General features: G+C 67.3%; 12 protein-coding genes. All 12 read left to right on the forward strand.

Annotated elements, in window-relative coordinates; genetic code table 11:
* Window positions 1-4 precede the first annotated feature (4 nt).
* Genes QRN63_RS21660 through QRN63_RS21715 form a run of 12 tightly spaced genes read left to right on the forward strand, consistent with a single transcriptional unit; the run spans window position 5 to window position 13,207 of the window.
* Window positions 5-562, forward strand: coding sequence for a NuoB/complex I 20 kDa subunit family protein (locus QRN63_RS21660; RefSeq protein WP_029119553.1), 558 nt, complete (start codon window positions 5-7; stop codon window positions 560-562).
* The gene (locus QRN63_RS21665) at window positions 559-1,233 is read left to right on the forward strand and encodes an NADH-quinone oxidoreductase subunit C (RefSeq protein WP_267316295.1); all 675 of its coding nucleotides are present in this window, start codon (window positions 559-561) and stop codon (window positions 1,231-1,233) included. Before QRN63_RS21660 ends, QRN63_RS21665 begins: the two co-directional genes overlap by 4 nt.
* The gene (nuoD, locus tag QRN63_RS21670; protein ID WP_267316294.1) at window positions 1,233-2,561 is read left to right on the forward strand and encodes an NADH dehydrogenase (quinone) subunit D; all 1,329 of its coding nucleotides are present in this window, start codon (window positions 1,233-1,235) and stop codon (window positions 2,559-2,561) included. The genes QRN63_RS21665 and nuoD overlap by 1 nt, the downstream gene beginning before the upstream one ends.
* On the forward strand, window positions 2,558-3,280 hold the full coding sequence (gene nuoE / locus QRN63_RS21675; RefSeq protein ID WP_285032645.1) for an NADH-quinone oxidoreductase subunit NuoE: 723 nt from the start codon (window positions 2,558-2,560) through the stop codon (window positions 3,278-3,280). The genes nuoD and nuoE overlap by 4 nt, the downstream gene beginning before the upstream one ends.
* Window positions 3,277-4,578, forward strand: a complete 1,302-nt coding sequence (nuoF, locus tag QRN63_RS21680) for an NADH-quinone oxidoreductase subunit NuoF (RefSeq protein ID WP_285032646.1) — start codon at window positions 3,277-3,279, stop codon at window positions 4,576-4,578. Before nuoE ends, nuoF begins: the two co-directional genes overlap by 4 nt.
* Window positions 4,575-6,959, forward strand: a complete 2,385-nt coding sequence (locus QRN63_RS21685; RefSeq protein ID WP_285032647.1) for an NADH-quinone oxidoreductase subunit G — start codon at window positions 4,575-4,577, stop codon at window positions 6,957-6,959. The genes nuoF and QRN63_RS21685 overlap by 4 nt, the downstream gene beginning before the upstream one ends.
* Entirely contained in the window at window positions 6,956-8,185 is a 1,230-nt protein-coding gene (nuoH, locus tag QRN63_RS21690) for an NADH-quinone oxidoreductase subunit NuoH (protein WP_285032648.1), read from the forward strand. Before QRN63_RS21685 ends, nuoH begins: the two co-directional genes overlap by 4 nt.
* A complete protein-coding gene (gene nuoI, locus QRN63_RS21695) occupies window positions 8,175-8,777 on the forward strand; it encodes an NADH-quinone oxidoreductase subunit NuoI (RefSeq protein WP_285032649.1) in 603 nt (200 codons plus the stop codon). The genes nuoH and nuoI overlap by 11 nt, the downstream gene beginning before the upstream one ends.
* On the forward strand, window positions 8,774-9,496 hold the full coding sequence (locus QRN63_RS21700) for an NADH-quinone oxidoreductase subunit J (protein ID WP_285032650.1): 723 nt from the start codon (window positions 8,774-8,776) through the stop codon (window positions 9,494-9,496). Before nuoI ends, QRN63_RS21700 begins: the two co-directional genes overlap by 4 nt.
* A complete protein-coding gene (gene nuoK, locus QRN63_RS21705) occupies window positions 9,493-9,792 on the forward strand; it encodes an NADH-quinone oxidoreductase subunit NuoK (RefSeq protein WP_285032651.1) in 300 nt (99 codons plus the stop codon). Before QRN63_RS21700 ends, nuoK begins: the two co-directional genes overlap by 4 nt.
* A gap of 2 nt (window positions 9,793-9,794) precedes the next feature.
* Window positions 9,795-11,678 carry an NADH-quinone oxidoreductase subunit L gene (gene nuoL, locus QRN63_RS21710; RefSeq protein WP_285032652.1) on the forward strand — a complete coding sequence of 628 codons (1,884 nt, stop codon included), beginning with the start codon at window positions 9,795-9,797 and terminating at the stop codon, window positions 11,676-11,678.
* Window positions 11,672-13,207 carry an NADH-quinone oxidoreductase subunit M gene (locus tag QRN63_RS21715; RefSeq protein ID WP_285032653.1) on the forward strand — a complete coding sequence of 512 codons (1,536 nt, stop codon included), beginning with the start codon at window positions 11,672-11,674 and terminating at the stop codon, window positions 13,205-13,207. Before nuoL ends, QRN63_RS21715 begins: the two co-directional genes overlap by 7 nt.
* The last annotated feature ends 2 nt before the right edge of the window (window positions 13,208-13,209 follow it).

Consider the following 13,209-nt stretch of genomic DNA (forward strand, 5'->3'; position numbering starts at 1 on the left):
ACCCATGGGACTCGAAGAACGCCTGCCCGGCGGCATCCTGCTGTCCACTGTCGAGAAGGTCGCAGGCTATGTACGCAAGGGCTCGCTCTGGCCCGCTACCTTCGGGCTCGCGTGCTGCGCCATCGAGATGATGGCCACCGCGGGCCCGCGCTTCGACATCGCGCGCTTCGGCATGGAGCGGTTCTCCGCGACGCCGCGCCAGGCTGATCTGATGATCGTCGCGGGCCGCGTGAGCCAGAAGATGGCACCGGTACTGCGTCAGGTGTACGACCAGATGGCCGAGCCCAAGTGGGTGCTGGCCATGGGCGTGTGCGCCTCCTCGGGCGGGATGTTCAACAACTACGCGGTGGTGCAGGGCGTCGATCACATCGTGCCCGTCGACATCTACCTGCCCGGCTGCCCGCCCCGGCCGGAAATGCTGCTCAACGCAATCCTGAAGCTGCACGCCAAGATTCAGGAGATGCCGCTGGGCGTCAACCGGGCCGAGGCCATCGCCGCGGCCGAGGAAGCCGCCCTGCAGGCCCGTCCCACCATCGAGCTGAAGGGACTGTTGCGGTCATGACGGACGCGCCCGACCAGGTGGGACCCGAGGTGATCGGGACGCGGCGCGGCATGTTCGGTGTGCGCGGCAGCGGCGACACCTCGGGTTACGGCCGGCTGGTCCGGGAGGTGGCCCTGCCCGGCAGCTCCCCCCGGCCGTACGGCGGCTACTTCGACGACGTCGTCGACACGTTGGCGGCGGCCCTGGGCGCCGACGAGTTCGGCGCCGCGATCGAGCGCGTCGTAGTGTTCCGCGACGAGCTGACCCTCGAGGTCCGGCGCGATCGCCTGGTCGCGGTGGCCCAGGTGCTGCGCAACGAGCTGTTGTTCGAGCTGTGTCTCGGAGTGTCCGGCGTGCACTACCCCGATGACACCGGTCGCGAATTGCACGCTGTCTACCCGCTGATGTCCATCACCCACAACCGCCGGATTCGCGTCGAGGTGTGCGCTCCGGACGCCGATCCGCATGTGCCGTCGCTGTATTCGGTCTATCCGACGACCGACTGGCATGAGCGGGAAACCTACGATTTCTTCGGCATCATCTTCGACGGCCATCCCGCCCTGACCCGCATCGAGATGCCCGACGACTGGGTGGGCCATCCGCAGCGCAAGGACTACCCGCTCGGCGGAATCCCGGTCGAGTACCACGGTGCGAAAATCCCGCCCCCGGACGAGCGGCGGGCCTACAACTGATGACTGTCGACAACGAACCCGATGGCCGCGAACGTGTGGTCACCGTCGGCGGTCAGGACTGGGCCGACGTCGTGGCAGCGGCACGTGAGAGCGCGGTCGCCGGCGAGCGCATCGTGGTCAACATGGGGCCCCAGCATCCGTCCACCCACGGCGTGCTGCGCCTGATCCTGGAGATCGACGGCGAGACCATCACCGAAGCCCGGTGCGGAATCGGCTACCTGCATACCGGAATCGAGAAGAACCTCGAGTACCGCACCTGGACGCAGGGCGTCACGTTCGTGACCCGGATGGACTACCTGTCCCCCTTCTTCAACGAGACGGCGTACTGCCTCGGCGTCGAGAAGCTGCTCGGAGTCACCGACGACATCCCCGAGCGTGCCAGCGTCATCCGCGTGCTGCTCATGGAACTCAACCGCATCTCGTCGCACCTGGTCGCGCTGGCTACCGGCGGTATGGAACTGGGCTCCATGTCGGCCATGTTCTTCGGGTTCCGGGAACGCGAACTGGTGCTGTCGATCTTCGAGACCATCACCGGCCTCCGGATGAACCACGCGTACATCCGCCCCGGTGGGCTGGCGGCCGACCTGCCCGACGACGCGCTGCCCCAGCTTCGGGAGCTGCTGCAGCTGCTGCCGAAACGGTTGCGCGACATGGAGAACCTGCTCAACGAGAACTACATCTGGAAGGCGCGCACCCAGGGCGTCGGTTACCTGGACCTGACCGGATGCATGGCGCTGGGCATCACCGGCCCGATACTGCGGTCGACGGGGCTGCCGCACGATCTGCGCAAGTCGCAGCCGTACTGCGGGTACGAGTCGTATGACTTCGACGTCATCACCGACGACCAGTGTGACGCCTACGGCCGCTACATGATTCGCGTCCGCGAGATGCGCGAGTCCATCAAGATCGTCGAGCAGTGTGTGGACCGGTTGGGTCGGTCGGGGCCCGGGCCGGTGATGATCACCGACAAGAAGCTCGCCTGGCCCGCTGACCTGAAGGTAGGCCCCGACGGCCTGGGCAACTCGAAGGAACACATCGCCAAGATCATGGGCTCGTCGATGGAGGCCCTGATCCATCACTTCAAGCTGGTGACCGAGGGCATCCGGGTACCCGCCGGGCAGGTGTACGTCGCCGTCGAATCGCCGCGCGGCGAGCTGGGCGTGCACATGGTCTCCGATGGCGGCACGCGGCCCTACCGGGTGCATTACCGCGACCCCTCGTTCACGAATCTGCAGGCGGTGTCGGTGATGTGCGAGGGATCCATGGTCGCCGACGCCATCGCGGCGGTGGCGTCGATCGATCCGGTGATGGGAGGCGTGGACAGGTGACCGCTATCGAACTGCGTCTCGGGCCCCGTCCGGACGAGCCCGGCCCACCGATCGGTCAAGGGCCGCAGTCCTATTCGGCCGAAGTGAACGAACGGCTGGCCGCCGATGCCGTAGCGATCATCGCCCGCTACCCCAGTGCCCGCTCCGCGCTGCTGCCGCTGCTCCACCTCGTCCAATCCGAGGACGGGTATCTGACGCCCGCCGGAATCTCTTTCTGTGCAGCGCAATTGGACCTCAGCACCGCCGAGGTCACCGCGGTCGCGACGTTCTACTCCATGTACCGGCGCACCCCGACAGGCGAGTATCTCGTCGGGGTCTGCACCAACACGCTGTGCGCCATCATGGGCGGCGACGCCATCCTCGAGTCACTGGAGGAACATCTGGGTCTCGGCGCCGGCGAGACCACCGCGGACGGCCGGGTCACGCTGGAACACATCGAATGCAACGCCGCCTGCGACTACGCACCAGTAGTCATGGTGAACTGGGAGTTCTTCGACAACCAAACCCCCGGTTCCGCACGCGATCTCGTCGACTCGTTACGTGCCGGCGAGCCGGTCACGCCGACCCGCGGCGCGACCCTCTGCACCTTCAAGGACACCGCACGCATCCTCGCCGGCTTTCCTGATGAACGCCCGGGCAGCAACGACGCCGAACCGGGCGCGGCCACCCTGGCCGGGTTGCGCGTGGCGCAGGAGCGCGGGATGGAGGCGCCGCAATGACACTTGCGCCGGTGCTGAGCAGGCATTGGGACCAGCCGCAGTCGTGGACGCTGCAGAGCTACGTCCGGCAGGGCGGCTACCAGGCGCTGCGGACGGTGTTGCGGATGCACACCGCGGAAGTCATTGCACTGGTGAAGGATTCCGGACTACGCGGCCGCGGCGGTGCGGGTTTCCCCACAGGGACAAAGTGGTCGTTCATCTCCCCCGATGACGGCCGGCCGCACTATTTGGTGGTCAACGCGGACGAATCCGAACCCGGGACGTGCAAGGACATTCCGCTGATGCTCGCGTCGCCGCATGCTCTGGTGGAAGGCGCGATCATCGCGTCGTACGCCATCGGCGCCCGGCACGCATTCATCTACGTGCGCGGTGAGGTGGTTCCGGTCCTGCGGCGGCTGCAGGGTGCCGTGGCCGAGGCCTATGCGAACGGCTACCTCGGCACCAACATCGCCGGCACCGGGTTCGATCTGGATCTGGTGGTCCACGCCGGGGCGGGTGCGTACATCTGCGGCGAGGAGACCGCGCTGCTCGACTCCTTGGAGGGCAGGCGCGGCCAACCCCGGTTGCGTCCACCTTTTCCCGCGGTCGCCGGGCTGTACGCCTGCCCGACCGTGGTCAACAACGTCGAATCGATTGCCAGTGTCCCGTCGGTGATCCGCGGTGGCATCGACTGGTTCCGGTCCATGGGGTCGGAAAAGTCGCCGGGCTTCACGCTGTACTCGCTGTCAGGCCACGTCACCAGGCCCGGGCAATACGAAGCACCCCTGGGGATTTCGCTGCGGGAACTGCTGGAGTACGCCGGTGGGGTGCGGGCCGGGCACCAGTTGAAGTTCTGGACTCCGGGCGGCTCGTCGACGCCCATGCTCACCCCCGAACACCTGGACATCCCGCTGGACTACGAAGGAATGGCCGGCGTCGGCTCGATGCTGGGCACCAAGGCCCTGCAGATTTTCGACGAGACGACCTGCGTGGTGCGGGCCGTCCGGCGGTGGACCCAGTTCTACGCGCACGAATCCTGCGGCAAGTGCACGCCGTGCCGCGAAGGCACCTACTGGCTGGCGCAGATCTACGCCCGGCTGGAGAACGGCCAGGCCCAGGCGGCCGATCTGGACAAACTGCTCGACATTTCCGACGCCATCCTCGGCAAGTCGTTCTGCGCCCTCGGGGACGGTGCGGCCAGCCCGATCATGTCCTCGCTCAAGTACTTCCGCGACGAGTACGTCGCGCATCTCAACGGCGGCTGCCCCTTCGACCCGCACGCCGCCACGCTCTTCGCCACGGAAGGAGCGGGCGCATGACGGTGACCGAGCCGGCCAAGGACGCGGCTGCGGTCGAGATGGTGACACTGACCATCGACGACCAGCAGATCAGCGTGCCCAAGGGCACGTTGGTGATTCGCGCAGCCGAGCTCATCGGGGTCCAGATTCCCCGGTTCTGCGATCACCCCCTGCTGGACCCGGTGGGCGCCTGCCGGCAGTGCCTCGTCGAGGTGGAGGGCCAGCGGAAACCGTTGGCGTCGTGCACCACCACGGTCACCCCGGACATGGTCGTGCGTACCCAAGTGACATCGGCGGCCGCCGACAAGGCCCAGCACGGCGTGATGGAACTGCTGCTGATCAACCATCCGCTGGACTGCCCCGTGTGCGACAAGGGCGGCGAATGCCCGCTGCAGAACCAGGCGATGTCCAACGGCCGCAGCGATTCTCGCTTCGATGACGTCAAGCGCACCTATCCCAAGCCCATCAACCTGTCGGCGCAGGTCCTGCTCGACCGGGAACGCTGCGTGCTGTGCGCGCGCTGCACGCGGTTCTCGAATCAGGTTGCCGGCGACCCGTTCATCGAACTTCTGGAACGCGGCGCACTGCAGCAGGTCGGGATCGGCAACGACGCGCCGTTCGACTCGTACTTCTCCGGCAACACCGTGCAGATCTGTCCCGTCGGCGCCCTGACCGGGACCGCGTACCGGTTCCGGGCCCGGCCATTTGATCTGGTCTCCTCCCCCAGCGTCTGCGAACACTGCGCCTCGGGCTGTGCGCAGCGCACCGATCACCGACGCGGAACGGTATTGCGCCGACTGGCGGGTGACGATCCCGAGGTCAACGAGGAGTGGAACTGCGACAAGGGCCGCTGGGCCTTCACCTACGCGACGCAGGGTGACCGGATCACCACGCCCTTGATCCGCGAGGCGGACGGCACCCAGCGCCCGGCATCCTGGCCCGAGGCCGTCGCCGTCGCGGTGCGCGGTTTGTCGGGGGCGGGCGCCCGGACCGGCGTGCTCGTCGGCGGGCGACTCACCACCGAAGACGCCTACGCGTACGCGAAGTACGCGCGGATAGTGCTGGGCACCAACGACATCGACTTCCGCAACCGGGTACACAGCGCTGAGGAGGCCCAGTTCCTGGCGGCCACCGTCGCGGGCCGGCCGATGCAAGTGACGTACGCCGACCTGGAAAAGGCGCCCGTGGTGCTGCTCGTCGCGTTCGAGCCGGAAGACGAATCACCGATCGTCTATCTGCGGCTGCGCAAGGCCTTCCGCAAGCACGGCCTGAAAGTCGTTGCGGTGGCGCCGTTCGCGAGCCGGGGTCTGGAGAACATGGGTGGCACGCTGATCTCGGCCGCACCCGGCCGCGAACCCCGCGCTCTCGACGCCATCGAGGTACTGCCGCCCGGCTCGGTCATCCTCACCGGTGAGCGGCTGGCCGGTGTGCCAGGCGGGTTCTCGGCGGTGGCCCGGCTGGCCGAACGCACGGGCGCAAGCGTCGGTTGGGTCCCGCGGCGGGCCGGCGAGCGCGGTGCGCTGGAAGCCGGCGCGGCCCCGAATCTGTTGCCCGGCGGCCGTCTCGTGACCGACCTGCCATCACGCACCGAAGTTGCCGTCGCCTGGCACGTCGACGAACTGCCCGACGCACCGGGCCGCGACACCACCGCGATCCTCGCCGCCGCAGCGGACGGTGACCTCGATGCTGTCCTGGTCGCCGGTGTCGAGCTGGCCGATCTACCCGAGCCGGAACTGGCCCGGCAGTCACTCGGTGCCGCGAAGTTCGTGGTGAGCATGGAGGTACGCCGCAGCGCCGTCACCGATCTCGCGCACGTGGTGTTCCCGGTCGCACCCGTGGTCGAGAAGGCCGGTAGTTTCGTGAACTGGGAAGGGCGCCAACGCACATTCGGCGCGGCGCTGCCGCCCGCCACGCGGGCGGACATGGGGGTACTGGCCGCGCTCGCCGACGAGCACTGCATCGATCTGGGTCTGCGCGATGTCGCGGCGGTGCGCAACGAGATGACCCGACTCGGGTGCTGGACCGGGCCACGGCCCGCCGCACCGGAGTTCACCGCGCCCCCGAACCCGGTGCCGGGACCTGGGCAGGCGGTCCTCGCCGGCTGGCGGATGCTGTTGGACGCCGGCAGGCTGCAGGACGGCGAGCCGCATCTGGCCGCCACGGCGCGGCCGGCGGTGGCCCGGCTGTCGGCCGACACGGCCGCGAGCGTCGGCGCGGCCGAGACCGTCACGGTCAGCACCGATCGCGGCAGCCTCACCCTGCCGCTCGAGATCACCGACATGCCGACCGGTGTGGTGTGGCTGCCGCTGAACTCGCCGGGGTCGACGGTCCATGCCACGCTCGGTGTCGCCCCCGGCGCGGTCGTCTCGATCAGCGGGGTCAGTGACGGGACGAGGTCATGAACTACCCCGACCTGTCGTCCTTCGGCCTCGACCCGTGGTGGCTGGTTCTCGCCAAAGCCCTTGGCATTTTCGTCTTCCTGGTGCTGACGGTGCTCGTCGCCATCCTGCTCGAGCGCAGAGTGCTCAGCTGGATGCAGATGCGCATCGGGCCGAACCGGGTGGGGCCGTTCGGGTTACTGCAGAGCCTCGCCGACGGCATCAAGCTCGCGCTGAAGGAAGGGCTCGTCCCGGCCGGGGTGGACAAGCCGATCTACCTGCTGGCGCCGATCATCTCGGTGATCCCGGCGATCATGGCGTTCGCCGTGATCCCGATGGGACCGCTCGTCCATGTCTTCGGGCACGAGACGCCGCTGCAGCTGACCGACCTGCCGGTCGCGGTGTTGTACGTCCTCGCGGTCACGTCGATCGGGGTCTACGGAATCGTGTTGGCGGGCTGGGCTTCCGGCTCGACCTATCCCCTGCTCGGCGGCCTGCGGTCCAGCGCACAGGTCATCTCGTACGAGATCGCCATGGCACTGTCGTTCGCCGCGGTATTCCTGTACGCGGGCACCATGTCGACGTCGCAGATCGTCGCATCACAACAGGGCCGCTGGTACGTCTTCCTGCTGCTGCCGTCGTTCCTGATCTACGTGGTCTCGATGGTCGGCGAAACGAACCGGGCACCTTTCGACCTGCCCGAAGCCGAGGGCGAGCTGGTCGGCGGTTTCCACACCGAGTACTCGTCCCTGAAGTTCGCGATGTTCATGCTCGCGGAGTACGTCAACATGACGACGGTCTCCGCACTGGCCACCACCCTGTTCCTCGGTGGCTGGCAGGCGCCCTGGCCGCTGAGCCTCATTCCTGGAGCCAACACCGGCTGGTGGCCGCTGCTGTGGTTCGTCGGCAAGGTGTGGGCGTTCCTGTTCCTGTTCATGTGGCTCCGTGCCACGCTCCCCCGCCTGCGCTACGACCAGTTCATGGCGTTGGGCTGGAAGGTGCTCATCCCGATCTCGCTGGCGTGGATCATGCTCGTCAGCATCGTGCGGACGCTGCGCCTGCAGGGATACGACAGCTGGCCCGTGGTACTCGCGTTCGCCGCCGCCATCGCGATGGCCGCCATGGCCGGTGCGCTGTGGAACACTCTGCGGCGCAAGTCAGCTCACACTCCGGCACCGGCTGTCGAACCCCAGCCCGGCGCATTCCCGGTGCCGCCCATCCCGGCCAAGGAGGTACATCATGCCCGGTAGGCCCAAATTCATCGATGCCATCGCGGGCTTCGGAGTCACCTTCGGGACCATGTTCAAGAAGCCGGTCACCGAACAGTATCCCGAGGAGCCCGGCCCGGTGGCTCCGCGCTATCACGGCCGGCATCAGCTCAACCGCTACGACGACGGCCTCGAGAAGTGCATCGGCTGCGAGCTGTGCGCATGGGCCTGCCCCGCGGACGCGATCTTCGTCGAGGGCGCGGACAACACGGATGGGACGAGCGAAGCGACGGGGGAAATAACACAGTCACAACGGTTTTCCCCCGGCGAGCGGTACGGCCGGGTGTACCAGATCAACTATCTGCGGTGTATCGGCTGCGGCCTGTGCATCGAGGCCTGCCCGACCCGGGCGCTGACCATGACCAACGACTACGAGATGGCCGACGACAACCGGTCCGACCTGATCTACGGCAAGGACAAGCTCCTGGCCCCGCTGAAACCCGACATGACCGCGCCACCCCACGCGATGGCCGAGGGCAGCACCGACGAGGACTACTACCGCGGCAACATCACGGCTTCGGGCCTTTCGCGGCCCGCCGCGGACGGCCTGACGCGGCGCGAGGCGGCCAAGTGACCGGAGAGGCGGTGACGTTCTGGGTGCTCGGTACCGTGTCGGTGCTCGGCGCCGTCGCCATGGTTGCCGCACCCAAGGCGGTGTACTCGGCAATGTTCCTGGCCAGCACCATGATCAGCCTGGCGATGCTCTACATCGCCCAGGACGCGGTGTTCCTCGGCGTCGTGCAGGTGGTGGTCTACACCGGCGCGGTCATGATGTTGTTCCTGTTCGTCCTCATGCTCATCGGTGTCGATTCTGCGGACTCGCTCATCGAAACCATTCGGGGACAACGCGTTGCCGCCGTCGTGGCCGGCGTCGGATTCGGCATCGCGGTGATCGCCGGTATCGGCAGCCTCGGCGCCAACTACAGCGCAGGATCGGTTGGCCTGGAGCACGCGAACCGGGCCGGCAATGTCCAAGGCCTGGCGGTGCTGATCTTCACCCGCTACCTTTGGGCCTTCGAGACCACCAGCGCCCTGCTCATCACCGCGGCGCTGGGCGCCATGGTGCTGACCCACCGCGAACGGTTCGAGCACCGAAAGACCCAGCGCGAGCTCGCAATCGAGCGGTTCGCCGCCGGCGGACATCCGACACCGCGACCCAACCCCGGGGTGTACGCGCGGCACAACGCCGTCGACATCCTGGCCAGGCTCCCCGACGGCTCGGACGCCGACATGTCCGTCAGCGCCGTCCTGCCCCGGCGCAGTGTGTCGATGAACGATGGGAACGCCTCATGAACCCCGCCAATTATCTGTATCTCTCGGCGCTGCTGTTCACCATCGGCGCGGCCGGTGTGCTGCTGCGCCGCAACGCCATCGTCATGTTCATGTGCGTCGAATTGATGCTCAACGCCGCCAATCTGGCGTTCGTCACGTTCTCCCGGATGCACGGCGAACTCGATGGCCAGGTGGTGGCGTTCTTCACCATGGTGGTGGCCGCATGTGAGGTGGTGGTGGGACTGGCGATCATCATGACCATCTTCCGTTCCCGACGGTCGGCGTCAGTGGACGCCGCGAGCCTGCTGAAGCAGTGACCATGACGACATCCGTGTGGCTTCTGATCGCGCTGCCCCTCGCCGGCGCGGCGATCCTGCTGCTCGGCGGCAAGGCCACCGACGCCTGGGGTCATCTCCTCGGCTGCGCCACGGTGGTCGGCGCCTTCCTTGCCGCCGCGACCCAGTTCGTGGCAATGTCGGGGCGCGACAACGACTCCCGGCTGGTGCACGAGACGTTGTTCTCCTGGGTTCCGGTCGCCCAACTCCAGGTCGATTTCGGATTACGCATGGACCAACTGTCGGTGTGTTTCGTCCTGCTCATCACCGGCGTCGGCGCACTGATCCACATCTATTCGATCGGCTACATGGCGCATGACCCGGCCCGGCGCCGCTTTTTCGCCTACCTCAACCTGTTCGTCGCGGCCATGCTGCTGCTGGTCCTGGCCGACAACTACCTCGGTCTGTACGTCGGCTGGGAAGGCGTCGGCCTGGCGTCGTACCTGCTGATCGGGTTCTGGTCGCACAAGCCGTCGGCAGCGACGGCCGCGAAGAAGGCGTTCGTCGTCAACCGCGTCGGTGACATCGGACTGGCGCTGGCCCTGGCGGCGATGTTCGCCCACACCGGAACCCTCTCGTACACGGGTGTTTTCGCACAGGCACCGCATCTCGCCGCGGCGACCACCACGCTCATCGGGCTGCTGTTGCTGCTGGCGGCGTGCGGCAAGTCGGCTCAGGTACCGCTGCAGTCCTGGCTCGGGGACGCGATGGAGGGTCCGACACCGGTGTCGGCGCTGATCCACGCGGCCACCATGGTCACCGCCGGTGTGTACCTGGTGGTGCGGTCGGCCCCGGTCTTCAACCAATCCGCGGACGCCCGGCTGGCGGTCGCGGTCGTCGGGGCGGTCACGCTGTTGTTCGGCGCGGTGATCGGCTGCGCCAAGGATGACATCAAGAAGGCCCTCGCGGCGTCGACGATGAGCCAGATCGGCTACATGATGCTGGCCGCAGGTTTGGGCCCGACGGGATATGCGCTCGCGATCCTGCATCTGTTGGCGCACGGTTTCTTCAAGGCCGGTCTGTTCCTCGGTGCCGGTTCGGTGATGCACGCCATGGACGACGAGACCGACATGCGCCGCTACGGCGGACTGCGCACCGCCATGCCCGTCACGTTCGCCACGTTCGGCATGGGTTATCTCGCGATCATCGGTATCCCGCCGCTGTCCGGGTTCTTCTCGAAAGACCCCATCATCGAGACCGCGTTCGCGGCCGGGGGCGCCAGAGGCCTGCTGTTCGGCGGCGCGGCCCTGCTGGGCGCGGGCATCACCGCGTTCTACATGACCCGCGTGATGCTGATGACGTTCTTCGGGGAAAAGCGTTGGCGCGCAGAGGCACATCCCCACGAGTCGCCTTCGGTCATGGGCTGGCCGATGGTGGTGCTGGCCGCCGGGTCGATCGGTGCCGGCGCCATGCTTGCCGTCGGCGGGAGGTTGGAGCACTGGCTCGAACCGATCGTCGGCTACGAAGAGCCCGAGCACGCCATCCCCGCGTGGCTGCTCACCGTCGTCACGCTCGCGGTTGTCGGTGTCGGTGTCGCGATCGCCTACCGGATGTATGCGCGCCAACCGGTTCCGATCAGCGCGCCCGTCGACGTCTCCGGGCTCACGGTCGCCGCGCGCAACGACTTGTACGGCGACGCGTTCAACGAGCGGGCACTGATGGCGCCGGGCCGGCGGCTCACCAAAGACCTGGTCGACTTCGACGACGTCGCCGTGGACGGCGTCACGCGCGAACTCGCCGCGCTGGTCCGCAACGGGTCGCAGGACCTTCGACGCTGGCAGAACGGGTTCGCCCGGTCCTATGCGCTGTCCATGTTGGCCGGAGCGGCATTGATTGCGGCCGCCATTCTCACGGTGAGGGTGTGGTGACCGGAATGTGGTGGCTGACGGCGTTGTGGGCCGTCCCGATGGCCGGTGGGGCGGCAGTGATCCTGTTGCCTGCCGCGGCAAGGGCTTTCGCGCGCTGGGCCGCGCTCGCGGTGTCGCTGGTGGTGCTCGTCATCGCGCTGGTGCTGACGCTGCGGTTCGACCCGGCCGGGGCGCGCTACCAGTTCGTCGAGAACCACCCGTGGATCCCGTCGTTCGGCACCGGATACATCCTCGGGGTCGACGGCGTGGCCCTGGTGCTGGTCGCGCTGACCGCCGTCCTGGTACCGCTGCTGATCATCGCGGGCTGGAATGACGCAGGCACACAAGCCAAATCGACGCACGCCTACTTCGCGCTGATTCTCGCCGTCGAATCGATGGTGCTGATCTCCCTGGTGTCACTGGACATCCTGCTGTTCTACGTGTTCTTCGAAGCCATGCTGATCCCGATGTACTTCCTCATCGGTGGCTTCGGCGCGGACCGGCCGGCGGCATCCAAGGCGGCGGTGAAGTTCCTGCTGTACAACCTGTTCGGTGGCCTGATCATGTTGGCCGCGGTCATCGGGCTGTACGTGGCCACCGCCAACAGTCCCGCCTTCACCCACGGCTCCTTCGATTTCCGCGCCATCGCGGACGCCGTGCGCTACGGCAGTCTGAACATCAGCCCGGGGATCGCCAACGCGCTGTTCGGCGGGTTCATGTTCGCGTTCGCGGTCAAGGCGCCCCTGTGGCCGCTGCACCGTTGGCTGCCCGACGCCGCAGTGCACGCCACGCCGGCCACCGCCGTCTTGATGATGGCTGTCGTCGACAAGGTGGGCACGTTCGGCATGCTCCGCTACTGCCTGCAGCTCTTCCCATCGTCCGCAGCGACATTCCGGCCGTTGATCATTGCCCTGGCTGTCATCGGCATCGTCTACGGGGCCATCGTGGCCATCGGCCAAACGGACGTCATGCGCCTGATCTCGTACACCTCGATCTCGCACTTCGGCTTCATCATTCTGGGCATCTTCGCGATGACCGAGCAGGCGCAGTCGGGCGCCGCGCTGTACATGGTCAACCACGGCATCTCGACCGCCGCGCTTTTCCTCATCGCCGGGTTCCTGGTGTCCCGCCGGGGATCTCGGGCCATCGCCGACTACGGCGGTGTACAGGGCGTCGCACCTGTCCTCGCCGGCACCTTCCTGGTCGCCGGATTGGCGACGCTGTCGCTGCCCGGCCTGGCACCGTTCATCAGCGAATTCCTCGTCCTCGTCGGCACATTCATCCACTACCCGGCCGTCACCGCCGTCGCGGCCACGGCCCTGGTGCTCTCCGCGCTCTACATCCTGTGGATGTACCAGCGGATGATGACCGGACCCGTCGCCGCCGGCAACGACAAGCTACGCGACCTCGTGCCGCGGGAACTGGCCGTAGTGGTCCCGCTGGTTGCCCTGCTGCTGGTGCTCGGCGTCTACCCCAAGCCCGCGCTGGACATCATCAATCCGGCTGTCGGGCATACCTCGTCGAGCAGCGCCCAGGGGGTCGCCCGGTGACA

This window comes from Mycolicibacterium sp. lyk4-40-TYG-92, assembly GCF_030209435.1.
In the GTDB taxonomy this organism is placed as follows: Bacteria; Actinomycetota; Actinomycetes; order Mycobacteriales; family Mycobacteriaceae; genus Mycobacterium.

Excerpts from the sequence above, each read along its gene's own strand:
- QRN63_RS21660 (WP_029119553.1), top strand. The coding sequence starts at position 5 with ATGGGACTCGAAGAACGCCTGCCCGGCGGCATCCTGCTGTCCACTGTC.
- QRN63_RS21665 (WP_267316295.1), top strand. The coding sequence starts at position 559 with ATGACGGACGCGCCCGACCAGGTGGGACCCGAGGTGATCGGGACGCGG.
- nuoD (WP_267316294.1), top strand. The coding sequence starts at position 1,233 with ATGACTGTCGACAACGAACCCGATGGCCGCGAACGTGTGGTCACCGTC.
- nuoF (WP_285032646.1), top strand. The coding sequence starts at position 3,277 with ATGACACTTGCGCCGGTGCTGAGCAGGCATTGGGACCAGCCGCAGTCG.
- QRN63_RS21685 (WP_285032647.1), top strand. The coding sequence starts at position 4,575 with ATGACGGTGACCGAGCCGGCCAAGGACGCGGCTGCGGTCGAGATGGTG.
- nuoH (WP_285032648.1), top strand. The coding sequence starts at position 6,956 with ATGAACTACCCCGACCTGTCGTCCTTCGGCCTCGACCCGTGGTGGCTG.
- nuoI (WP_285032649.1), top strand. The coding sequence starts at position 8,175 with ATGCCCGGTAGGCCCAAATTCATCGATGCCATCGCGGGCTTCGGAGTC.
- nuoK (WP_285032651.1), top strand. The coding sequence starts at position 9,493 with ATGAACCCCGCCAATTATCTGTATCTCTCGGCGCTGCTGTTCACCATC.
- nuoL (WP_285032652.1), top strand. The coding sequence starts at position 9,795 with ATGACGACATCCGTGTGGCTTCTGATCGCGCTGCCCCTCGCCGGCGCG.